Origin of the sequence: Rhizobium sp. NZLR1, from assembly GCF_017357385.1 — a bacterium.
Classification (GTDB): domain Bacteria; phylum Pseudomonadota; class Alphaproteobacteria; order Rhizobiales; family Rhizobiaceae; genus Rhizobium.
Genome location: NZ_CP071632.1, coordinates 432,471 through 451,211, shown reverse-complemented (window position 1 = coordinate 451,211; position 18,741 = coordinate 432,471). Strand labels below are relative to the sequence as shown.

21 protein-coding genes are annotated in these 18,741 nt (G+C 61.6%); 12 read left to right on the top strand and 9 right to left on the bottom strand.

The genetic code is table 11. The annotated features are described in order from the left end of the window. Nucleotides 1-6: 6 nt before the first annotated feature. Both rnpA and yidC read left to right on the top strand, forming a co-directional pair. Nucleotides 7-408: a ribonuclease P protein component gene (gene rnpA, locus J3O30_RS02265; RefSeq protein WP_207582690.1), complete on the top strand. Its 402-nt coding sequence runs from the start codon at nucleotides 7-9 to the stop codon at nucleotides 406-408. Beyond that, nucleotides 408-2,201, top strand: a complete 1,794-nt coding sequence (gene yidC, locus J3O30_RS02260; protein WP_207582689.1) for a membrane protein insertase YidC — start codon at nucleotides 408-410, stop codon at nucleotides 2,199-2,201. The genes rnpA and yidC overlap by 1 nt, the downstream gene beginning before the upstream one ends. Before the next feature lie 215 nt (nucleotides 2,202-2,416). Here the strand turns inward: yidC and J3O30_RS02255 are convergent, their stop codons facing one another. After that, nucleotides 2,417-3,073, bottom strand: a complete 657-nt coding sequence (locus tag J3O30_RS02255) for a class I SAM-dependent methyltransferase (RefSeq protein WP_207582688.1) — start codon at nucleotides 3,071-3,073, stop codon at nucleotides 2,417-2,419. A gap of 89 nt (nucleotides 3,074-3,162) precedes the next feature. Here J3O30_RS02255 and J3O30_RS02250 point away from each other — a divergent pair, with 89 nt between their 5' ends. The 4 genes from J3O30_RS02250 (at nucleotide 3,163) to J3O30_RS02235 (ending at nucleotide 6,517) form a co-directional block, all read left to right on the top strand. After that, complete coding sequence (locus tag J3O30_RS02250; protein ID WP_207582687.1) at nucleotides 3,163-3,795, top strand: TetR family transcriptional regulator; 633 nt, start codon at nucleotides 3,163-3,165, stop codon at nucleotides 3,793-3,795. Nucleotides 3,796-3,913: 118 nt separating this feature from the next. Beyond that, the gene (yihA, locus tag J3O30_RS02245) at nucleotides 3,914-4,567 is read left to right on the top strand and encodes a ribosome biogenesis GTP-binding protein YihA/YsxC (protein WP_207582686.1); all 654 of its coding nucleotides are present in this window, start codon (nucleotides 3,914-3,916) and stop codon (nucleotides 4,565-4,567) included. Nucleotides 4,568-4,905: 338 nt separating this feature from the next. Continuing rightward, on the top strand, nucleotides 4,906-5,115 hold the full coding sequence (locus J3O30_RS02240) for a cold-shock protein (RefSeq protein ID WP_003588915.1): 210 nt from the start codon (nucleotides 4,906-4,908) through the stop codon (nucleotides 5,113-5,115). 325 nt (nucleotides 5,116-5,440) lie between these two features. Continuing rightward, nucleotides 5,441-6,517 carry a sensor histidine kinase gene (locus J3O30_RS02235; protein WP_207582685.1) on the top strand — a complete coding sequence of 359 codons (1,077 nt, stop codon included), beginning with the start codon at nucleotides 5,441-5,443 and terminating at the stop codon, nucleotides 6,515-6,517. Nucleotides 6,518-6,603: 86 nt separating this feature from the next. On the opposite strand, the gene J3O30_RS02230 is transcribed toward J3O30_RS02235, so the two are convergent. From J3O30_RS02230 to J3O30_RS02220, 3 genes are all read right to left on the bottom strand, one after another. Further along, nucleotides 6,604-7,158 (bottom strand): fasciclin domain-containing protein, encoded by a 555-nt coding sequence (locus tag J3O30_RS02230; RefSeq protein ID WP_207582684.1) that lies wholly within the window; start codon nucleotides 7,156-7,158, stop codon nucleotides 6,604-6,606. Between the two features lie 141 nt (nucleotides 7,159-7,299). Beyond that, on the bottom strand, nucleotides 7,300-8,019 hold the full coding sequence (locus J3O30_RS02225; protein WP_207582683.1) for an anti-sigma factor: 720 nt from the start codon (nucleotides 8,017-8,019) through the stop codon (nucleotides 7,300-7,302). Next, nucleotides 8,016-8,555 (bottom strand): sigma-70 family RNA polymerase sigma factor, encoded by a 540-nt coding sequence (locus J3O30_RS02220; RefSeq protein ID WP_207584242.1) that lies wholly within the window; start codon nucleotides 8,553-8,555, stop codon nucleotides 8,016-8,018. Before J3O30_RS02220 ends, J3O30_RS02225 begins: the two co-directional genes overlap by 4 nt. 143 nt (nucleotides 8,556-8,698) lie before the next feature. Here J3O30_RS02220 and argB point away from each other — a divergent pair, with 143 nt between their 5' ends. Beyond that, nucleotides 8,699-9,586, top strand: coding sequence for an acetylglutamate kinase (argB, locus tag J3O30_RS02215; protein ID WP_207582682.1), 888 nt, complete (start codon nucleotides 8,699-8,701; stop codon nucleotides 9,584-9,586). Nucleotides 9,587-9,642: 56 nt separating this feature from the next. Here argB and J3O30_RS02210 read toward each other — a convergent pair whose 3' ends face one another. Continuing rightward, nucleotides 9,643-10,413, bottom strand: a complete 771-nt coding sequence (locus J3O30_RS02210; RefSeq protein ID WP_207582681.1) for an isocitrate lyase/phosphoenolpyruvate mutase family protein — start codon at nucleotides 10,411-10,413, stop codon at nucleotides 9,643-9,645. Continuing rightward, nucleotides 10,410-11,483 carry a trifunctional transcriptional activator/DNA repair protein Ada/methylated-DNA--[protein]-cysteine S-methyltransferase gene (locus tag J3O30_RS02205; protein ID WP_207582680.1) on the bottom strand — a complete coding sequence of 358 codons (1,074 nt, stop codon included), beginning with the start codon at nucleotides 11,481-11,483 and terminating at the stop codon, nucleotides 10,410-10,412. The genes J3O30_RS02210 and J3O30_RS02205 overlap by 4 nt, the downstream gene beginning before the upstream one ends. Before the next feature lie 103 nt (nucleotides 11,484-11,586). On the opposite strand from J3O30_RS02205, the gene J3O30_RS02200 reads away from it, so the two are divergent. Together J3O30_RS02200 and J3O30_RS02195 are read left to right on the top strand one after the other, a co-directional pair. Then, nucleotides 11,587-12,300, top strand: coding sequence for a pyrimidine 5'-nucleotidase (locus J3O30_RS02200; protein WP_207582679.1), 714 nt, complete (start codon nucleotides 11,587-11,589; stop codon nucleotides 12,298-12,300). A 130-nt stretch (nucleotides 12,301-12,430) separates the two neighbouring features. After that, the gene (locus J3O30_RS02195; protein ID WP_207582678.1) at nucleotides 12,431-13,066 is read left to right on the top strand and encodes a calcium-binding protein; all 636 of its coding nucleotides are present in this window, start codon (nucleotides 12,431-12,433) and stop codon (nucleotides 13,064-13,066) included. Nucleotides 13,067-13,186: 120 nt separating this feature from the next. Here J3O30_RS02195 and J3O30_RS02190 read toward each other — a convergent pair whose 3' ends face one another. Beyond that, complete coding sequence (locus J3O30_RS02190; protein WP_207582677.1) at nucleotides 13,187-14,053, bottom strand: LOG family protein; 867 nt, start codon at nucleotides 14,051-14,053, stop codon at nucleotides 13,187-13,189. A 193-nt stretch (nucleotides 14,054-14,246) separates the two neighbouring features. Here J3O30_RS02190 and dapD point away from each other — a divergent pair, with 193 nt between their 5' ends. The 3 genes from dapD to J3O30_RS02175 all read left to right on the top strand — a co-directional run bounded on the left by dapD (nucleotide 14,247) and on the right by J3O30_RS02175 (nucleotide 16,984). Continuing rightward, the gene (gene dapD, locus J3O30_RS02185; protein ID WP_207582676.1) at nucleotides 14,247-15,107 is read left to right on the top strand and encodes a 2,3,4,5-tetrahydropyridine-2,6-dicarboxylate N-succinyltransferase; all 861 of its coding nucleotides are present in this window, start codon (nucleotides 14,247-14,249) and stop codon (nucleotides 15,105-15,107) included. A gap of 100 nt (nucleotides 15,108-15,207) precedes the next feature. After that, complete coding sequence (dapE, locus tag J3O30_RS02180; protein WP_207582675.1) at nucleotides 15,208-16,401, top strand: succinyl-diaminopimelate desuccinylase; 1,194 nt, start codon at nucleotides 15,208-15,210, stop codon at nucleotides 16,399-16,401. Beyond that, the gene (locus J3O30_RS02175) at nucleotides 16,388-16,984 is read left to right on the top strand and encodes a hypothetical protein (RefSeq protein ID WP_207582674.1); all 597 of its coding nucleotides are present in this window, start codon (nucleotides 16,388-16,390) and stop codon (nucleotides 16,982-16,984) included. Before dapE ends, J3O30_RS02175 begins: the two co-directional genes overlap by 14 nt. Nucleotides 16,985-16,990: 6 nt before the next feature. On the opposite strand, the gene truA is transcribed toward J3O30_RS02175, so the two are convergent. Both truA and fmt read right to left on the bottom strand, forming a co-directional pair. Then, nucleotides 16,991-17,797: a tRNA pseudouridine(38-40) synthase TruA gene (gene truA / locus J3O30_RS02170; RefSeq protein ID WP_207582673.1), complete on the bottom strand. Its 807-nt coding sequence runs from the start codon at nucleotides 17,795-17,797 to the stop codon at nucleotides 16,991-16,993. After that, nucleotides 17,797-18,732: a methionyl-tRNA formyltransferase gene (gene fmt / locus J3O30_RS02165; RefSeq protein ID WP_207582672.1), complete on the bottom strand. Its 936-nt coding sequence runs from the start codon at nucleotides 18,730-18,732 to the stop codon at nucleotides 17,797-17,799. Before fmt ends, truA begins: the two co-directional genes overlap by 1 nt. Between the last annotated feature and the right edge of the window lie 9 nt (nucleotides 18,733-18,741).

Genomic DNA, 18,741 nt, shown 5'->3' with positions numbered 1-18,741 from the left:
GAAAAGATGGCGGGCGAATTGACGACCAAGGAAGAAAAACACGCTGTCGGGCGGCTGAAGAGCCGCCCGCAGTTTCTTGCCGCGCGCGAGGGCGAGAAACGCCGTGGCGGCTTCTTCCTTCTCGAAGTCCTCGACCGGAAGGAACCCGATAGCCAAGCCCGTGTCGGTTTCACAGTCACCAAAAAACATGGCAACGCGGTCGAACGGAACCGTATGCGCCGCCGCCTGAAAGAGGCGGTGCGGCTTCATGCGGGGTTTGCAATGCAGCCCGGACACGACTATGTGGTTGTCGCGCGCAGGGACGTGCTTAAAGCGTCCTTCAAAGAATTGGCCGCGGAACTGAAATTTCGCGTGGAAACCAGGCCGAAACCCCGGCGCTCCGGAGACGGACGCCCCAGGAACGTATGATGGAAAAAAACCGCAATTACTTCATTGCGATCGCTCTCTCGGTGCTGATCGTCCTCGGCTGGCAGTTTCTCTATATGAACCCGCGCATCGAGGCCCAGCGCAAGGCGCAGGAAGCCCAGAAGGCGCAGCAGAAGACCGAACAGGTGCAGCAGCCTGCAGCCGACGGTGCGACGCCGGCCCCGACGAATGGTACAGCGCCTTCCGGTCAGGCCGTCGCCACGGCGACGCTTGAGCAGGCGCTCGCAAAGACCCCGCGCGTTGTCATCGATACTCCTGCGCTTTCCGGCTCGATCAACCTTGCCGGCGCCCGGCTCGACGACCTGAAGCTCAAGGCCTATCACGAGACCGTCGACGACTCGAGCCCGACCATCACCCTGTTCAGCCCGGCCGAAACCAAGGACGGCTACTTCACCGAGCTCGGCTATATCGGCAGCGACGCCACCGGCGACGTTCCCGGTGCCTCGACGCTCTGGACGGCGCCCGAGGGCGCCAAGCTCACCGAGAAGACGCCGGTGACGCTTTCCTATACCAATGACAAGGGCCTGACCTTTACGCGGACGATTTCCGTCGACGAACGCTATATGTTCACCGTCGCCGACAAGATCGCAAATGCCGGCCAGGCGCCCGCCTCGCTCTCCTCCTACGGCCGCGTCACACGTTACAACAAGCCGACGACGCCCTCCGTCTACGTCCTGCATGAAGGCTTCATCGGCGTCATCGGCGAGGACGGCCTCGTTGAAACCAAATATGCCGCCGCCGAGAAGGAAGCTGTCATGCCGGCGAAATCCACCGGCGGTTGGCTTGGCATTACCGACAAATATTGGGCCGCGACGATCATTCCGCCGCAGAGTGCTGCCTATGAAGCGCGCTTCTCGCATTTTACCGATGGCCAGCCACGCTATCAGGCCGACTACAAGGACGATGCCTTCACCGTTGCGCCGGGCCAATCGATCGAGCTCAAGAACCTCGTCTTCGCCGGCGCCAAGGAAGTCCCTGTCATCGACGGCTACGAGGCCAGCTATTCGATCCCGAAGTTCGACCGGCTGATCGACTGGGGCTGGTTCTATTTCATCACCAAGCCGATGTTCAAGCTGATGGACTTCTTCTATCGCTTCTTCGGCAATTTCGGCGTGGCGATCCTGTGCACCACCATCGTCGTCAAGGCGCTGTTCTTCCCGCTCGCCAGCAAGCAATATGCTTCGATGGCGAACATGAAGCGCATGCAACCGAAGATGGAGGAGCTGAAGGCGAAATTCGCCGACGACCGCATGGGGCTGCAGCAGGCGACCATGCAGCTCTACAAGGAAGAGAAGATCAACCCGATCGCCGGCTGCTGGCCGGTGGCGCTGCAGATCCCGATCTTCTTCTCGCTCTACAAGGTGATCTACATCACCATCGAGATGCGGCACGCGCCGTTCTTCGGCTGGATCAAGGACCTTTCGGCCCCCGATCCCACGACGATCGTCAATCTGTTCGGCCTGCTGCCCTTCCAGGCGCCGACCATTCTGCATCTCGGCGTCTGGCCGCTGATCATGGGCGTCACCATGTTCCTGCAGATGCGCATGAACCCGACACCGCCCGATCCGACGCAGGCGATGATCTTCACCTGGATGCCGCTGGTGTTCATGTTCATGCTAGCAAGCTTCCCGGCCGGCCTGGTCATCTACTGGGCCTGGAACAACACGCTCTCGGTCGCCCAGCAGTCGGTGATCATGAAGCGCCACGGCGTCAAGGTCGAACTCTTCGACAATCTGAAGGGTCTGTTCCGACGAAAACCGGCGCCATCGAAATGACGCCGCTGCAGATCGCAGCAGCTCAAAGTGCGATAGACAAGCCCCGCTTCGGCGGGGCTTTTCTTTTCGGATCTGTAAAAATGATCCTATGCCGACATTGGCTTCAGAGCATGATGCCGAAAAGTGTGTGCGGTTTTCGGACGGCATCATGCTCTACTATTTAATTTAGAACAGGATTCAGATTTTAGGCTGAGCCGGCCTAAAATCATCCTGTTCTAGGCGGCACGCAGGGAAAGTTCGACGTCTTCGGAAAACGGTGTGGACATGTAACCGCTGCCAAGTGCGCGCACGTGACCGAGGTATTCCGGGCAGGCGTCCGCATCGTCGGCGATAATGATTGCGCCCTGGCGAAGGCGGCCTTCCAGGATCTGCAAAATCTCCAGATACAGCGACTTTGCGCCGTCCATCAGGACCAGATCGATGCTGCCCGGAAGATCGTCGCCGAGGGTTTCAAGCGCATCGCCTTGGCGAAACTCGACAAGATCGGCGAGCCCTGCGGCTTGGAGGTGCTGCCGTGCTTTGGCGACCTTTTCAGGTTCGAACTCGGTGGTAATCAGCCGGCCGCCACCGTTATCGCGCAGTGCGGCGGCGAGATAGAGCGTCGAAATGCCGAACGACGTGCCGAACTCCACGATCACGCGTGCTCCACTGCTGCGTGTCAGCATGTAGAGCAACTCTCCGGTCTGGCGTGACACCGGAAGCCAGAGATCCTTTACCAGGCCATAGAAATTGCGGTATTCCGCCTTGCTGTGGAAGAGGCGATCTCGCTCCGCCTCTGACAGTGCCGCCAGGCCGGGGCTGGTCGCCTTGTCGGCTTCATCGAAAAGCTGGTCGAGCAGCGGTGCAAGCGGAGCGGTCGTTAAAGTGGTCATATCAAATCCTTCATCGAGAGCGTTGTTGTGCCGATCGGGAAAATACGATTAATTCGTCACATTCGCTAATCGCATCCGGAAGCCTAGAGATGACCGACCGCCCAAGCTCCAGACTTTCCTCACGAAAACAGCCTAAACAGACGCGCTCGAACGAGCTCGTTTCGGCAATTCTGCAGGCCGCTGTTCAGGTTTTGGCGCGGCAAGGCGCGCACCGCTTCACCACTGCACGCGTGGCGCAAAAAGCCGGCGTCAGCGTTGGATCGCTTTACCAATATTTTCCGAACAAGGCCGCGATCCTGTTCCGGCTGCAGAGCGACGAGTGGCGAGAAACCACCGATCTGCTGAATGAGATCCTGAAGGACCGATCGGAGCCGCCGCTTCGGCGGGTGCGTAGATTGGTTCGGGCCTTCATTCGGTCGGAGTGCGAAGAAGCCGCGGTGCGGGTGGCGCTCGGCGACGCTGCCCCGCTTTACAGGGATGCGCCGGAGGCCCAGGAGGCACGACAGGCGGGCGACCCGGTGATCGAGGACTTCCTGAAGGAGATGCTTCCCGCCCTCCCCGAGGCTGCCCGCGTGCTGGCCGGCGACTTGATCATGACGACCCTGACGACCGTCGGAAAGGAATTTTCTGAAAGACCGCGGAAGACCGAAGAGGTCGACGCCTATTCGGATGCGATGGCCGATATGCTTTGCGCCTATCTTCTGAGCCTGAGTACGCGGTGACCCGCAAGGCCGTGCGTGGGAAGGAAGCAATGGTCTGCAAACCGCCTCGAAGCTTGACATCTTCCTTCAAAACCACGAAGCCCGGTAAGAGACAGAAGCCGGAGATTGCAGAGCCCGCATGCCCGAAAACGAAAAGCCGCTCTTCGGCCACCCATGGATCTTCATCCGCGGCGTGCCGTCGCTCAACTTCCTGCCGCCGGAAGGGCCGCTGGAAGTGGCCTTTGCCGGCCGTTCCAATGTCGGCAAGTCGTCGCTGATCAATGCGCTGGTCGGCCAGAAAGGTCTGGCGCGCACGTCGAACACGCCGGGGCGCACGCAGGAGCTCAATTATTTCGTTCCGGACGGCTTTTCCGGCGAAGGTGGCGACCTGCCGCCAATGGCGATCGTCGATATGCCGGGCTATGGGTATGCGCAGGCACCGAAGGAGATGGTCGACAAGTGGACCAAGCTGGTTTTCGACTATCTGCGCGGCCGCGCGACGCTGAAGCGCGTCTATGTGCTGATCGACAGCCGCCACGGCATCAAGAAGAACGACGATGACGTGCTTGATCTGCTCGACAAGGCGGCCGTCTCCTATCAGATCGTGCTGACCAAGACCGACAAGATCAAGGCGCCCGCTGTGCCGAAGCTGCTTGCCGAGACCGCGGAAAAGATCCGCAAGCGCCCGGCCGCCTATCCCGGCGTGCTGTCCACCTCATCGGAAAAGGGCGACGGCCTGGACGATCTGCGCCAGGCGATCGGCGATACCGTCGGCATCGCCCGCTGGAAATAGAACGGCGCCCGGCTGCGGTATTTGGGGCGACGCGTGAGTCTGGCTCGTTCCAAAGCTCGCTTCCGGCATATCCGGATTCTCGGCTTTTCACGCGGCCGAGTCCTATTTGGTGCAAAGGCCGAAGGAGCATCTACAGGTTGACTTGTTCATCGATGAAAAACTAACGGTTGACGATACGGGTTGGTTGCGGTAGATGGCGGCTATCGAATTTTGCTTGCTGGCTTGGTTATCGCGCGATTAGCACCGCGGCCTGAACGAACTTCCTTTCAAAAATCGCTATCATCATCCGCATCGCCCTGGCGCTGCGGTTCTTCAATATTGCTATGAAAGGGTTCATCATGACCACTGGCACCGTTAAATGGTTCAACTCCACCAAGGGCTTCGGCTTCATTCAGCCTGACAATGGCGGCGCTGACGCCTTCGTTCACATCTCCGCCGTCGAACGTGCCGGAATGCGCGAACTCGTCGAAGGCCAGAAGATCGGCTTCGATCTCGAGCGTGACAACAAGTCGGGCAAGATGTCCGCTTGCAATCTCCAGAACGCTTAAATCGATATCTGCTTTCCTTTGACCACGGATGTACTGGCACTGCCGGAAGCACGTTATCCATTCAAGGCCAGGCGATTTGCCTGGCCTTTTTGTTTTCGCTCGTGCATCGAGCCCCTGAAATGACCGAGCGTAAATTATGCTTGGTGGCTGCTGGCGCAATTTCCGGGTTTGGCCTGAATCAAGGGTCGGATCACGTCAATCATCCTCGCAGTATGAAACTGCTTGCATAGGCTGACCGGCAGTGTTTGCACTTGCGTCCGCGAAGTTTTTAAAGCAACCCTCCATCCCATGCTGTGCAAGAGCAGCCGCGTGCGCGAGTAGTTAGATGACTGATAGCAAAGACCAGCCGCTTTCGCCGGAAGGCGTCGGCAACCTGCCCCATCTGGCCGAAGCCCTTGATGACGATCGGTTTCGACACTTTCTCGATCACGTCCCCTTTGCTGTGGCCGTCTCCGAACTCGATAACTGTGAGGCGCTGATTTACGTCAATCTCGAGTTCGAACGGCTGACGGCGCTCAGCGCAACGCAGGTCCAGGGAAAAGCCTGGACCGAGATCGAATTGGATTCCACCGCCATATCGGGAGGAGCGACGCTGACAGCCGCCGTGACTTCTGCGGAAGAGTATATTGGCGCGTTCTCCCTGGTGGCCGAACCTGACAGCACGACCATTATCGATGTCTGGTCGAATACCATCGTCGACGATGACGACACCCCGCTGTTCCGATTGGTAGCCTTTGCGGCGCGCAATGAGGCGGCGGCGGATCAGAGCTTCGGCGAGCTGCTGACCGAGAAGGATGTGCTTCTGCGCGAACTTCAGCATCGCGTGAAGAACAATCTTCAGATGATCACGGCGCTGATCCGGATGGAGGCGCGCAATGCACAACAGAGCGAGGAAAGCGAGAGATTTGCACGGCTTGCCGGGCGGATCGAAGCCTTGGCGCTGTTGTACCGCTCGCTGTCGGACGAAGAGAAAGGCGCCACAGTCGATCTTGGCACCTATGTGAGCCAGATTGCCGCCTCGGTGATGGCTGCCCACGCCGTGGAAGGCATACGGCTGGACATGAAGGTCGATACCTGGCCGGTTTCGGTCGATGTGGCCATGCCCGCCGGGCTGGTGATCAACGAACTCCTCACCAATGCGCTGAAACATGCCTTTGTGGGGCGTGACGGCGGAGAGATCACGCTCCGCTGTGTCGTCAGCGATACCGGCTGCAGGATCACCGTTGCCGATAATGGGGTCGGTCTTCCTCAAGATGTGAATTGGCCGCACCCGGGAAAGCTGAGCGCGATGATCGTGCAGTCCCTGAAACAGAACGCCCGCGCTAACGTCGAAGTAACCTCGTCCCCCGGCACCGGCATGAGTGTCACACTCGTTTTCCGGAGAGCCGAAGCGGCCCGATAGCCACCTCATCAGTGACGCTGGCGCCTCTCTCATTGTGTTTGGGGCGCCCCGGAGAGCGCCCCACGCCTCTGCCGACATACGCAGACTTACATCTTCGGCAGCAGCACCTTGTCGACGACGTGGATGACGCCGTTCGACTGTTTGACATCGGCGATCGTCACATGCGAGACGCCGCCGTTTTCGTCGGTCAGCGTGATCTTGCCCATGCTTTCCTTGGCTTTCAGCACGCAGCCGCCGACGGTCTTGATGTCGTGCTCGCCGCCGTCATCCTTGATCATCTTGGCAACGGTCTTGGCCATCGCATCGGCGGCAACGACATGGCAGGTCAGAACCTTGGTGAGCGTCGCCTTGTTTTCCGGCTTCAGCAGCGTCTCGACCGTGCCTTTCGGCAGGGCGGCGAAAGCTTCGTTGGTCGGCGCAAAGACGGTGAAGGGGCCTTTGCCCTCGAGGGTGCTGACCAGGCCCGCCGCCTTGACGGCTGCGACCAGCGTCGTGTGATCCTTCGAATTGACAGCGTTTTCGATGATGTTCTTGGTGGCGAACATCGCCGCACCGCCGACTTCCGGGTTCTTGGCGGCGGCAAAGGCGACAGCGGATAGGGCGGTCGCGAGTGCAAAACCGCGCAATACGGACTTGATCATGATTTTCTCCTCACCGGACACCATCCGCGGGCTTTATGCCTGAGCGTCGTCCGGACATTTCGAACTACGGAGGCTTGCGCCAAAGAGTTTCAGTTGGGAGAAAATGATTTTATGGGCGCGCGATTTACGACCGGCGCCCAATCATGGCCGGCGCAAGGCGCCGCTTGCGATCACCGGACCGGTCGCCTGGCCGGTCGGCGAGCCGCCGAAGGGTTCGAGGCTGACGGCAAGCGTTGCACCATCGGCGAGATGGCTGCGCAGATCGGCGGGAATGACGAGTTCGCCGCTCTCGCCCGGCTGGAAGACGCCGAGCGATTTCGGCAGGCCGCTGCCCAGCACCAGCCAGAGTTCCAGTGACTTCTCCTCCGGCTTGCCGGCGGCCACCGGCACGATCTTCAGCCGGCCGCTCTGCAGCTCGTAGGAGGCGAGAAGATTGATGGCGCTGTTCTGGCCGGAAAGCGAGGCCACCAGCGGTGTCGGCCCCTGCGGCTGCGGCACCACGCCGGAGGCGAAGATAACGGCGCTGACGGCGACGACGACACAGGCAAAGCTCAGCGAGCGCCAGAAAACCGCCGAATTCCAGATTCCTTGCGAAAAGGATGCGGGTTTTGCAGCATCGCCGAAAAGCCGCGCCTCGATCTGCTTGAAGGTTTCCCGGTTTGGCGAGGCGGTTTCATACTCGTCATTGAAGGCGGAAAGGTTGGTTTCCCAGCGGCTGACGATCGCGGCAAAGGGCCGATCGTGGCGAATGCGCTCTTCCACCACCCGTCGGTCCTGCAGCGAGAGGACGCCAAGCACATATTCGCCGGCGAGAACCTCGTCGCGGGAGCGGTCTCCCTTGCTTTTGTCGGGGGATGTCATCGTTCCATGCACTCTCTCAGTTTCAACAGGCTGCGCCTGAGCCAGGTCCGCATCGTGTTCAGCGGGACACCAAACTGATCAGCCAGTTCCTGATAGCTCAGCCCTTCGACATAAGCCCGTTTCACCGCGACCGCACGATCAGCTTCCAACTCTTCCATGCAGGTGTCAATCCGCCTTCCTTCATCCTTCGTCACCGTCTGCATTTCCGGGTCGGGTGCGGCATCGGCAAGATCGTAGGCACTGTCGATTTCGTCGGCGATAGGCTTGCGCGACCGCAACGTATCGATCGACCGATTGCGGGCAATCGCCGAAAGCCACGCCGAGGACGAACCTGTGGCTGCCTGGAAACTTCCGGCCCTTTGCCAGATGCTGATATAGACTTCCTGCAGGGCTTCTTCGGCTTCCGTGCGATCCTTCAAGATACGCAGGCAGATGGCAAAAAGTTTCGGCCCGGTCTGATTGTAAAGGGCAATAAAAGCCCTGCGGTCGCTGAGCGCGACGCGGCCGATCAGGTCTGCAATCTCATCGCCTTGCATGCCGTTCCTCATATCATACTTGCGTGCGCCGGACGGTAAAGACCACCGGCTCCGCGCCAGATACGAAAAACTATTGCCCTCTGGATTATTCCCTCTGTCAGAAACTTGCGATAAAAGGCCGCGAACAATTCTGCGGGGTCCCCATGAACGAGTCCGAAAGCGAACTGCAGGCACGGCTTCTGGCCAAGGCGCTGCCCTTCATGCAGCGTTACGAGAACAAGACGATTGTCGTCAAATATGGCGGCCACGCCATGGGCAATCCCGAGCTCGGCAAGGCCTTTGCCAGCGACATCGCGCTGTTGAAGCAATCGGGCGTCAACCCGATCGTCGTTCACGGCGGCGGCCCGCAGATCGGCGCCATGCTGAGCAAGATGGGCATCGAATCGAAATTCGAGGGCGGGCTTCGCGTCACCGACCAGAAGACGGTCGAGATCGTCGAGATGGTGCTCGCCGGCTCGATCAACAAGGAAATTGTCGCGCTCATCAACCAGACCGGCGAATGGGCGATCGGCCTTTGCGGCAAGGACGGCAACATGGTCTTCGCCGAAAAGGCGCGCAAGACCGTGAAGGATCCGGATTCCAACATCGAGCGCGTGCTCGATCTCGGCTTCGTCGGCGAGGTGGTCGAGGTCGACCGCACGCTGCTCGATCTGCTCGCCCGCTCCGAGATGATCCCGGTGATCGCCCCGGTCGCACCCGGCCGCGACGGCGCCACCTACAACATCAATGCCGATACTTTCGCCGGCGCCATTGCCGGCGCGCTGAACGCCACCCGCCTGCTCTTCCTGACCGATGTGCCCGGCGTGCTCGACAAGAACGGCCAGCTGATCAAGGAGCTTTCCGTCGCCGAAGCGCATGCGCTGATCGCCGACGGCACGATCTCGGGCGGCATGATCCCGAAGGTCGAGACCTGCATCGATGCGATCAAGGCCGGCGTCCAGGGCGTCGTCATCCTGAACGGCAAGACAGCCCATTCCGTCCTGCTCGAGATCTTCACCGAGCACGGCGTCGGAACGCTGATCGTCCCCTGATCGAGGTTGCGCCCTTCACCGGCGAAGGGACGCATCTTCCAAGACTGGAGCCGAAATCAGAGCGGGCTATAGATCGCCGCCGCGGCTTCCTTCAGCTTCTCCATCATGGCCCGGTATGGCCCCGGGCCGTAGCTGATGCGCGAGACGCCGAGCTTTCCGAGCGCTGCCGGTTCGGGCGCGCCCGGCTTCATCATGATATTGACCGGCATGCTGGAGGCGGCGCAGATCTTCTCGATCAGCGCTGGTTCGATGAGGCCGGGCACGAAGAAGCCGCTGGCGCCTGCCGCTGCATAGGCCTTGCCACGCTCGACTGCCTCGTCGACCAGACCGGCATGCCTGGAGCCGTCGCCTTCCTGAAGGAACAGGTCGGTGCGGGCGTTGATGAAGAAATCGATATCCCTCGCCTCGGCCATTTCCCGGATGGCGCGGATGCGGGCCGCCTGCGCCTCCACCGGATGAAGGCCGCTCGCGCCGATCTTTTGATCCTCGAAATTGATGCCGACGGCGCCGGCCTCGATCACTTTCGCCACATTGGCCGCGGCACCTGAAGGGTCCGTCGAATAGGCGCCTTCGAAATCGACCGAGAGCGGCAGTTCGTTGACGGCGGCGATCGAGCGTGCCGTCTCAAGCAGCACTTCCATCGGCAGCTTCTGGCCGTCGCCATAGCCTTGAGCGGCGGCGACCGACCAGCTTCCGGTCGCCAGCGCCTTGGCGCCGGCTTCCGTCACCGCCTTGGCCGTTCCGGCATCCCAGATGTTGTAAAGAATGACCGGGTTGCCCTTGCGGTGCAGCGCGCCGAATGCCTTGGCCTTTTCAGTCTGGTTCATGTTGTCTCCTCCATCTTTGATTGTGTGCTGATCTTCTCTTCATGCCGCAGCAGCCATTGCTTGCGCCAGAGCCCGCCGCCATAGCCGGTCAACGATCCATCCGCGCCGAGCACGCGATGACAGGGCACGATGATGGCTAGCTGGTTGGCGCCGTTGGCGCGGCCGACGGCACGCACGACTTCCGGCCTTTCCATCTGCCTTGCAAGATCGCCATAGGCGCGGGTCTGACCGACAGGGATATCCATGAGCTTTGCCCAGACATGTTTTTCGAAGGGCGTGCCGCCGAGCGCCAATGGCGTCGTGAAGACCGTGCGCCGCCCTTCGAAATAGTCCCGGATCTCCGTCTCGATCCGGTCGATTGCCGGCGTGCGGCCGATCGCGACCGAGGAGCGGACGCGCTTCTGCAGTGCCTCGAGCTCGCTCAGTAGCGCCTTGCGGTCGTGAAATTCGAGCAGATGCAGATGTGTCTGGTCGGCAACCGCGATCATCGGCCCGAGCGGCGTGTCGAACCAGTCGGCAAAAAGCAGTTCGCGGTTCTGCGAGAGCGCCGGCGCCTTGCCGACGAGCCGCTGGAATGCCGTGCGGAAGCCGCTCGGAGACTCGTATCCGGCGTCGATCTGCGCATCGATGACGCGTGCGCCATCGGCCAGTTGCCGGGCCGCTTGCCTGAGACGGCGGTAGCGGACGATGTCATGAAAGGTCATGCCGAACGCCCGCTTGAAGGCGCGCCGCACCGTCGAGGGATCATGTCCGCGGCGCACAAGCTCGTCTTCGGTCCAGCGAACCTGCGGCTCGCTGTCGAGCGCGGCAAGCAACACGTCGACGATCGGCTCCCTGCCCGGCTGCTCCAGCGGCCGGCAGCGCCGGCAGGGGCGAAAGCCGGAATGCATGCAGGCGGCGATCGTCTCGAAGAACAGGGTATTTTCCCGCTTCGGCTTACGCGCCGGACAGGTCAGACGACAGAAGATGCCCGTCGTCTTGACGCAGACATAGGCCTGGCCCTCATAATCGGCGCAGCGCGCGATCAGGTCATCATAGAGCGTATCATCGTCGGGCCGTTCGAAAAACATGTCCGTTTTCTAGCATCCCGAGCCTGCGACGTCCGCCGAAAATCGGGCGTCTATTTTATTCTTGTCGATTTCCTTGCGGCCGTACCCGTGCCATAAGTCCGCCATGACAAAGATCGACCGCACGCCTGATAAAGCCGACTTCGCGCACGTCACAGACTGGGTCTTCGACCTCGACAACACGCTCTATCCGCATCATGTCAATCTCTTCGCGCAGATCGACAAGAACATGACCGCTTATGTCGCGGCGCTCTTACAGATGGAGCGGGAAGAGGCGCGCAAGCTGCAGAAGCAATATTACCTCGAGCATGGCACGACGCTGCAGGGATTGATGATCCATCACGGCATCGACCCGAACGACTTCCTCGAAAAGGCGCATGCGATCGACTACACGGCGCTGACGCCGCAGCCTGAACTCGGCGCGGCGATCAAGGCGCTGCCGGGGCGCAAGTTCATCTTCACCAATGGCAGCGTCAAGCATGCGGAAATGACGGCCGAAGCGCTCGGCATTCTCGAGCATTTCGACGACATCTTCGATATCGTCGCCGCCGACTACGTGCCGAAGCCGGCGCAGGCGACCTACGACAAATTCATGGCGTTGAAGCGCGTCGAAACGAGCAAGGCAGCGATGTTCGAGGATCTGCCGCGCAATCTGACCGTGCCGAAGGCGCTCGGCATGCAGACCGTGCTGCTGGTGCCGCGCAATCTCGAAGAAACGGTCGTCGAATGGTGGGAAAAGACCAGCGGCGAAGAGGATCATATCGACTTCGTCACCGACGACCTCGCCGCGTTTCTCGGCAGGATTACCGGTCCGGGCTGATTTCGCCCGGGCTGACGGCGACCGACGGCATTACCAAAGTTTCATTCAGCTTACCGATGTTTAACTGGGTCTTTCCGCCCTGTTGCCATAGCTTTCTTCGTGAGGGGACACCTCACGAAAGGCAAATACGATGTACCGCAACAAGCTGATACTGGCAGCGCTTTCCTCCACCCTCATCTTCGGCGCAGCCGCCGGGGCAGGCTATGCCGCACCCGGTGACGGGCCGCGTCAGCAGGCAGGCATGCACGGTCCAGGGCCTGCCGCCTTCCGCGAAATCACCTATGTCCGCATGCTCAAGCAATTCGACGCAAACAAGGACGGGCAGGTTACCAAGGAGGAGGCCACCACCGGACTCGACAAGGTTTTCGCTGCGATCGACACCAACAAGGACGGATCGCTGACCCCGGGCGAAATCCGCGAATACCAGAAGACGCAGATGCAGGCGATGAAGGATCAGCGCAAGCAGGATGCCGGCGAAACCAAGGATGCGGATACCGCAGCCGCGACACCGGAGGATAACGATCAGGCACGGCCGCCCCGCGACGGGCACGGCGGGCACGATGGCCGTGACGGACATCACTGGATGCGCCATGGCGGCAACTTCATGCGCGCCTCGATGATGATGCACCGGGTCGACACCGACCAGAACGGCCAGATTTCCAAACAGGAAGCCGTCGCCGCCTTCGACAAGCTGTTTGCGCGGATGGACCGCAACAAGGACGGCGTCATCTCGATCGACGACATGCCGGACCGGCCGCTTCTGTAAGGCCTGTCGCACCATTGCTCCGCTCTTTCCCCTGGTTCGGCGAGGAAAGAGCGGAGATCTAACTGTTTGTTCTACGCATTCCGGACGGAAAACCGCTTTGCACTTTGCCTCGGAATTGCGTTATTCTCGGTGTTCGTAGAAATCCTGGACAATCTTCCACGCGGCTTCAGCCGTGTCGACGAAGCTGATCAGCTTGACGTCGTCGGGCGCGATCGTGCCGAATTCGGCCAATGCGTCGAAATTAATGATGCGCCTCCAGAACGTCTCGCCGAAGAGGATCAGCGGCAGACGCTCCATGCGGCCGGTCTGGATCAGTGTCAGGCATTCGAAGAATTCGTCGAGTGTTCCAAAGCCGCCGGGAAACACTGCGATCGCCTTGGCGCGCACCATGAAATGCATCTTGCGGATGGCAAAATAGTGGAAGTTGAAGCTGAGTTCCGGCGTCACATAGGCGTTCGGCGCCTGCTCGTGCGGCAGCACGATATTGAGGCCAATCGACGGTGCGCCCTCGTCGGCCGCGCCGCGATTGCCCGCTTCCATCACGCCGGGGCCGCCGCCGGTCACGATGACATATTCGTGGAAATCGAAGCTCGCCGAATATTTCGAGCAAAGCCCGGCAAATTTGCGCGCCTCGTCATAATAGACCGAGGCCGCCTCCAGGTTGACGCGCTGGACATCGTTGCGGGCGGCCCAGGCGCTCTGCCCAGGGGCGGGAATGCGGGCGCCGCCGAACATGACGACGGTCGACTTGATGCCGCGTTCGGTCAGCATCATTTCCGGCTTCATCAGTTCCAGCTGCAGGCGGATCGGCCGCAGCTCCTCGCGGCAGAGGAAATCCTCGTCGACATAGGCAAGGCGGTAGGCAGGCGACATCGTCTGCGGCGTCTTCGGCACGGCCTCGGCGCGCTGCCTGTCGGTCGAACTGCTCTTCAGCGGGTCCCATACGCCATCCTTGCGCCGCGAACCGCCGTTCCGTCCCTTCGCCATCTCGAAATGCCTTTCAGTATTGCCGGCTACGAAGCCGGATATGTCGCTATAACGCCTTGAATCCAGGTGCGATCTTGTCGGAAAAATCATTCCGTTCTACGGCTGCATGCTGTAGAGCAGGATAAACCCCCGCCAACCGCGTTCCGGAGATTTCGCCGTCTCCACGATAAAGATCGAAGTTTAAGGAATTCTCATGAGCGCCACCGACCTCGCATCCCTCGAAAAGACCATCGAAGCCGCCTTCGACAATCGCGACAATGTGAACACGTCGACGAAGGGCGAGGTTCGCGATGCGGTCGAAGCCGCACTCGATCTGCTCGATGCCGGCACGGTCCGCGTCGCGACGCGCGGCGCCGACGGCGCCTGGACGGTCAATCAGTGGCTGAAGAAGGCCGTGCTCTTGTCCTTCCGTCTCAACGATATGGACGTGGTCAAGGGCGGTTCGGGCAATTCCACATGGTGGGACAAGGTGCCGTCGAAGTTCGAAAACTGGGGCGAAAACCAATTCCGCGCCGCCGGCTTCCGCGCCGTGCCGAACTGCGTCGTGCGCCGCTCGGCCTATATTGCCCCGAACGCCATCCTGATGCCCTCCTTCGTCAATCTCGGCGCCTATGTCGGCGAAGGCACGATGGTCGACACCTGGGCAACGGTCGGCTCCTGCGCCCAGATCGGCAAGCATGTGCATCTGTCCGGCGGCGTCGGCATCGGCGGCGTGCTGGAGCCGATGCAGGCCGGCCCGACGATCATCGAGGACAATTGCTTCATCGGCGCTCGTTCGGAAGTGGTCGAGGGCTGCATCGTCCGCGAGGGCTCGGTGCTCGGCATGGGCGTCTTTATCGGCAAGTCGACCAAGATCGTCGACCGCGCCACCGGTGAGGTGACCTACGGCGAAGTGCCGCCTTATTCCGTCGTCGTCGCCGGCTCGATGCCGTCGGCCAATGCGACCATGGGCAACGGCAAGCCGGCGCCGCATCTCTACTGCGCCGTCATCGTCAAGCGCGTCGATGAACAGACCCGCTCCAAGACCGGCATCAACGAGCTGCTCAGAGATTGATGACACCAGGACATTGATCCGGTAAACAGACGGCGTCTTTTACGCGAGGCGCCGCCGCCTTGCCATGTCTTTGCCATTCCCGCCGGATAGTTCGACCGCCATGACCGCTACCGATCCCGTCGCCAATCTCCAGACGCTGATTCGCTGCCCCTCCGTGACACCCGCCGAAGGCGGCGCGCTGTCGGCGCTCGACGCCATGCTTGCGCCGCTCGGCTTCACCGTCGACAAGGTGAAAGCCAGCGAAGAGGGCACAGCCGATATCGAAAACCTCTATGCCCGCCTCGGCAAGGATGGCCCGCATCTGATGTTTGCCGGGCATACCGATGTCGTGCCGGTCGGCGACGAGGCCGCCTGGACGCATCCGCCCTTTGCCGCCGAGATTGCAAAGGGTGAGCTTTTCGGCCGCGGCGCCGTCGACATGAAGGGCGGCATCGCCTGTTTCGTCGCCGCCGTCGCCCGCCATATCGAGAAAAACGGGCCGCCCTCCGGCTCGATCTCCTTCTTGATCACCGGCGATGAAGAAGGCCCGGCGATCAACGGCACGGTCAAGCTCCTGCAATGGGCCACTGAGCGCGGCGAGCGCTGGGATGCCTGCCTGGTCGGCGAGCCCACAAATCCGGACAGGCTGGGCGACATGATCAAGATCGGCCGGCGCGGCTCGCTGTCGGGCCGAATCACCGTGCACGGCGTCCAGGGCCATGCCGCCTATCCGCACCTTGCCGACAATCCGGTGCGCGGCATGCTGCAGCTGACCCAGGCGCTGATGGACTCGCCCTTCGACGGTGGCACCGACGACTTCCAGCCCTCGAACCTCGAAGTGACCACGGTCGATGTCGGCAATCCGGCGACCAATGTCATTCCGGCGAAGGCATCGGCCAGCTTCAACATTCGCTTCAACGACAGCTGGACGGCCGAAACGCTGCGCGCCGAAATCCTGCGCCGCCTCGATGCCGCCGCCGGCAACGGCCAGCTGCGGCCGGGCCGCGAGCCGGTGAAATACGATATCGTCTGGGCCGACCGGCCAAGCCACATGTTCCTGACGCGCAACAATGGCTTGATTGCCTCGCTGTCATCGGCCGTCGAAAGCGTTGCCGGCCGCTCGCCGGCGCTTTCGACCACCGGCGGCACGTCGGATGCGCGCTTCATCAAGGATTATTGCCCGGTCGTCGAGTTCGGCCTCGTCGGCCAGACGATGCACATGGTCGACGAGCGCGTCGCAGTCGCCGATCTGGAGACGCTGACGGCGATCTACGAGACCTTCATCGCCCGCTGGTTCACCAATGCCGGGGCTTAGGGAAGTCCAGTACTATCTGGCCGGCCTCTGGCTGCTGATCCGGCTGGATCCGCGCGGCTTCCGCTACCTCGACATGTCCGAGCGCGGCGTCAACCGCTCGTTCTGGGCGATGGCCTGGTGCCTGCCGCCGATGGGCATTTCCTGGCTCTGGTGGCGACAGGCCTTCCTGCGGTCGATGCCGCCGGAAGCCGATGTCGGCTTTGCCTTCTATGTCAGGCTCGGCCTTGTCGAGGTCGCCAACTGGTTTGTGCCGCTGGTCTTTGCCGGGCTGCTGCTGCTGGCCTTCCGCATGGGTGAGCGTTTCGCCCCGGTCGTCGTCAGCGTCAACTGGCTCGGCGTGCCGCTCTCCTATATCAACGGGCTGCTGCTGGCGATGGTGGTCTTTCTGCCCGGCTCCGTCGGCCTCGTCTCGCTGCTGCTGCTTGCCTTCATGCTGGCGCAGGTCTTCGCGCTGGCGCGCATTGTCCGGATGATCTGCCATGGTCACGCCTTGATGGTCGGGGCGCTGACGCTGGTGCTGCTCGTGCCGTCGATGATCCTTTCGGAATATCTGCAGCACTTCCTCGGCATCTATCCCCCCTGAGCGGGCTTACGACAGATCTTCGCCGTCACCGTCATCGGTGACCGGCCTGCGGCGATCCGGGATCACGTCGGGATAATCCACCCGCATGAAATAGAGCCCATCCGGCGGCGCCACCGGGCCGCAGGCCTTGCGGTCGCGCGCTTCGAGGGCTGCCTCGACATCTTCAGGCGTCCATTTGCCTTCACCGGCGAGCTTCAGCGTGCCGGCGAAGGAGCGAATCTGGTTGTGGAGGAAGCTCTGCGCCGTGGCGCGGATCTCGATGAGCTCGCCGTTGCGGGTCACATCCAGCCGGTCGAGCGTACGCACCGGGCTGTTTGCCTGGCAATGGGCGGCGCGGAAGGTGGAGAAATCGTGCCGGCCGACCAGCTTCTGGGCGGCGGCGTGCATGACCTCGTGATCGAGCACCTTTGGTACCCACCAGGCCTTGCCGGCTTCAAGCGCCAGCGGCGCCCGGCGGCTGAGGATACGGTAGAGGTAATGCCGGCGCAACGCCGAGAAGCGAGCATCGAAGAATTCGGGAGCCACCTCGACATCGAGAATCGAGACACGCTCGCCGGCGAGCCTCAGATGGGCGTTCAAGGCATTCTGCAGCTTGTAGGGCGACCAGTCCTTGGAAAGATCGGTATGAACCACCTGCCCCATCGCGTGGACGCCAGAATCGGTGCGGCCGGCGCCGCGGACCAAGACCGCCTCGCCGGTCAGCGACAGCACCGCCGCTTCGATCGCGCCCTGCACCGAGGGGCCGTTCTCCTGTCGCTGCCAACCCACATAGGGGCCGCCGTCATATTCGACGGTCATGCGGAAACGTGGCATCAGGAAAGCCTCGTGCCTGCGCCAAGCGGCGTGCCCCTGAGGAAATCGGCTGCCGCCAGCGGCTTGCCGCCTGCCTTCTGGAGCCGCGTCAGCCGCACCGCGCCCGACGCGCAGGCGACCAGAAGATCGTCGGTCAGCAATTGCCCGGCTATCCCCTGGCCTTCGGCCAGCTCGGAGCCCAGCACCTTCACCCGCTCGGGCTTGCCGCCGATCTCAAGTTCGAACCAGGCCCCCGGAAATGGCACCAGGCCGCGGATATGATTGTGCACATCCCTGGCATACCTGGCGAAATCGATCCGCGTCTCGGCCTTGTCGATCTTGGCGGCATAGAGCACGCCTTCTTCCGGCTGCGGGGTCAATGGCAGGTCGTTCATCTCCAGCTTGACCATGGCCTCGGTCATCGCCTTGGCGCCGACCTGCATCAGCCGGTCATGCAACTCGCCTGCCGTCATGTTGGGGCCGATCTCGACTTCTCGGGTCAGCGCCACGGCGCCGGTATCGAGACCCTTGTCCATCTTCATCACCATCATGCCGGTCTTTGCGTCACCCGCCATGATCGCCCGCTGGATCGGAGCCGCACCCCGCCAGCGCGGCAGCAGCGAGGCATGGCCGTTATAGCAGCCATCGCGGGTGCCGTTCAAAACCGCCTCCGGCAGCAGCAATCCGTAGGCAACAACGACGCCGGCATCGGCCTTGAGAGCGGCAAATCTCTCGCGCTCCTCAGGATCTTTAAAATTGACCGGCGTGAAGACCGGGAGACCTAGCAGTTCGGCCGCCTGATGCACCGGCGATTTCTGCAGATCGAGCCCGCGCCGCCCGCCTGGCCGCGGCGGCTGCGTATAAACGGCGACAATCCTGTGGCCGGCATCGACGAGTAGGCGCAGGGTCGGGACCGAGAATTCCGGGGTTCCCATGAAGATGATGCGAAGAGACATTCTATCTCG

Coding starts and splice junctions, on each gene's coding strand:
- J3O30_RS02240 (WP_003588915.1), top strand. CDS start 4,906: ATGACCACTGGCACCGTTAAATGGTTCAACTCCACCAAGGGCTTCGGC.
- J3O30_RS02205 (WP_207582680.1), bottom strand. CDS start 11,483: ATGTTTTTCGAACGGCCCGACGATGATACGCTCTATGATGACCTGATC.
- yidC (WP_207582689.1), top strand. CDS start 408: ATGGAAAAAAACCGCAATTACTTCATTGCGATCGCTCTCTCGGTGCTG.
- J3O30_RS02250 (WP_207582687.1), top strand. CDS start 3,163: ATGACCGACCGCCCAAGCTCCAGACTTTCCTCACGAAAACAGCCTAAA.
- J3O30_RS02220 (WP_207584242.1), bottom strand. CDS start 8,555: ATGCAAGGCGATGAGATTGCAGACCTGATCGGCCGCGTCGCGCTCAGC.
- J3O30_RS02190 (WP_207582677.1), bottom strand. CDS start 14,053: ATGGCGAAGGGACGGAACGGCGGTTCGCGGCGCAAGGATGGCGTATGG.
- J3O30_RS02195 (WP_207582678.1), top strand. CDS start 12,431: ATGTACCGCAACAAGCTGATACTGGCAGCGCTTTCCTCCACCCTCATC.
- J3O30_RS02175 (WP_207582674.1), top strand. CDS start 16,388: ATGCCGGGGCTTAGGGAAGTCCAGTACTATCTGGCCGGCCTCTGGCTG.
- J3O30_RS02230 (WP_207582684.1), bottom strand. CDS start 7,158: ATGATCAAGTCCGTATTGCGCGGTTTTGCACTCGCGACCGCCCTATCC.
- rnpA (WP_207582690.1), top strand. CDS start 7: ATGGCGGGCGAATTGACGACCAAGGAAGAAAAACACGCTGTCGGGCGG.
- J3O30_RS02225 (WP_207582683.1), bottom strand. CDS start 8,019: ATGACATCCCCCGACAAAAGCAAGGGAGACCGCTCCCGCGACGAGGTT.
- J3O30_RS02210 (WP_207582681.1), bottom strand. CDS start 10,413: ATGAACCAGACTGAAAAGGCCAAGGCATTCGGCGCGCTGCACCGCAAG.
- J3O30_RS02255 (WP_207582688.1), bottom strand. CDS start 3,073: ATGACCACTTTAACGACCGCTCCGCTTGCACCGCTGCTCGACCAGCTT.
- fmt (WP_207582672.1), bottom strand. CDS start 18,732: ATGTCTCTTCGCATCATCTTCATGGGAACCCCGGAATTCTCGGTCCCG.
- argB (WP_207582682.1), top strand. CDS start 8,699: ATGAACGAGTCCGAAAGCGAACTGCAGGCACGGCTTCTGGCCAAGGCG.
- J3O30_RS02235 (WP_207582685.1), top strand. CDS start 5,441: ATGACTGATAGCAAAGACCAGCCGCTTTCGCCGGAAGGCGTCGGCAAC.
- yihA (WP_207582686.1), top strand. CDS start 3,914: ATGCCCGAAAACGAAAAGCCGCTCTTCGGCCACCCATGGATCTTCATC.
- truA (WP_207582673.1), bottom strand. CDS start 17,797: ATGCCACGTTTCCGCATGACCGTCGAATATGACGGCGGCCCCTATGTG.
- dapD (WP_207582676.1), top strand. CDS start 14,247: ATGAGCGCCACCGACCTCGCATCCCTCGAAAAGACCATCGAAGCCGCC.
- dapE (WP_207582675.1), top strand. CDS start 15,208: ATGACCGCTACCGATCCCGTCGCCAATCTCCAGACGCTGATTCGCTGC.
- J3O30_RS02200 (WP_207582679.1), top strand. CDS start 11,587: ATGACAAAGATCGACCGCACGCCTGATAAAGCCGACTTCGCGCACGTC.